The following is a 1340-nucleotide window of genomic DNA, read 5'->3' on the forward strand; positions in this document are numbered from 1 at the left end:
GGGTGCGCGGCGCGTCGAGCTGCCGACGTACGCCTTCCAGCGCGAGCGGTACTGGCTGACCCCGGGCGCCGCCACGGGCGACGTCTCGGCCGCCGGACTCGTCGGGGTCGAGCATCCCCTCCTGGCCGCGGCCGTGCAGGTCGGCGACCGGGACGAGTGGGTGTTCACCGGCCGCCTCTCCACCGAGAACCAGCCCTGGGTCACGGAGCACCTGCTGCTCGGCACCATGGTCGTGCCCGGTACGGGTCTGGTCGAGCTCGCCCTGGCCGCCGGCCGCCGTACGGGTGCGCCGGTACTGGACGAGCTGGTGCTCGAGTCGCCGTTGCTCGTCCAGGACGGCATCACCCGGCACCTCCAGATCACGGTCGGGGCGTCCGCCGCGGACGGTCGCCGTGACGTGGCCATCTACTCGCGGCCGGAGAACGGCGAGGAAGAGGCCGAGACCACCTGCCACGCCAGGGGCACCCTCGGCACCGAGAGCGCGCCCGCGCCGGCCTGGCCGGAGCAGTGGCCCCCGCAGGACGCCGAACCGATGCCCGTCGACGAGCTCTACAGCCGTCTCGCAGACCTGGGGTACGACTACGGACCCCTGTTCCACGGTGTCGAGGCCGTGTGGCGCGCCGGGGACGAGACCTACGCCGAAGTGACCCTGCCCGAAGGGCACGAGGGCTTCGGCATCCACCCCGCGCTCTTCGACTCCGCTCTGCAGAGCGGTGTCATCCTCCTGACCGGCAGCGGCGCCGCGGCGCACCTCATGCCGTTCAGCTGGAGCGGTGTGCGGCTCGACAGCCCCGGCGCCCAGCGACTGCGGGTCCGCTCCACCATGACCGGCGACACCTCGCTGCGGCTGGACGCCGTGGACGAGAACGGCGCCCCGGTGGTGTCCGTGCGTTCCCTCGTCGTGCGCCCGGTGGAGCAGGAACGCATCGACGGTGCGCGCGGGGACGCGCGGCAGTCGTTGTACTCGGTGGACTGGACGCGCATCGAGACCGGGTCCGCCGCCGGGGCGCCGGACCTCGTCCGGATCGGCGACGGGGAGACGTACCCGGACCTCGACGCCCTGGAGCGGGCGCTCGCCGAGGGCGCGCCCGCGCCGCGCGCGGTGCTCGCCGCCGTAGCCACCACCGGCGAGGACACCCCCGCCTCGGCGCGCGCCACCGCCGCCCGGGCGCTTCCGCTGGTGCAGCGGTGGCTGGCGAGCGAATGGCTGGGCGAGACCCTGCTGGTGGTGACGACCCGAGGTGCCGTCGCGGTGGACGGCGGCGCCTGCGACGTGGCTCAGGCGGCGGTGTGGGGCCTGGTGCGCAGCGCGCAGACGGAGCATCCGGATCGGTTCGTCC

General features: G+C 74.6%; 1 protein-coding gene. It reads left to right on the plus strand.

Annotation, left to right across the window (positions count from 1 at the left end; translation table 11 throughout):
- Window positions 1-1340, plus strand: a 1340-nt coding sequence (locus IH00_RS38595; protein ID WP_039947896.1) for a polyketide synthase dehydratase domain-containing protein, incomplete at both ends; no start/stop codon positions are given.

The sequence above is a fragment of the Streptomyces sp. NRRL S-118 genome (assembly GCF_000716335.1).
In the GTDB taxonomy this organism is placed as follows: domain Bacteria; phylum Actinomycetota; class Actinomycetes; order Streptomycetales; family Streptomycetaceae; genus Streptomyces.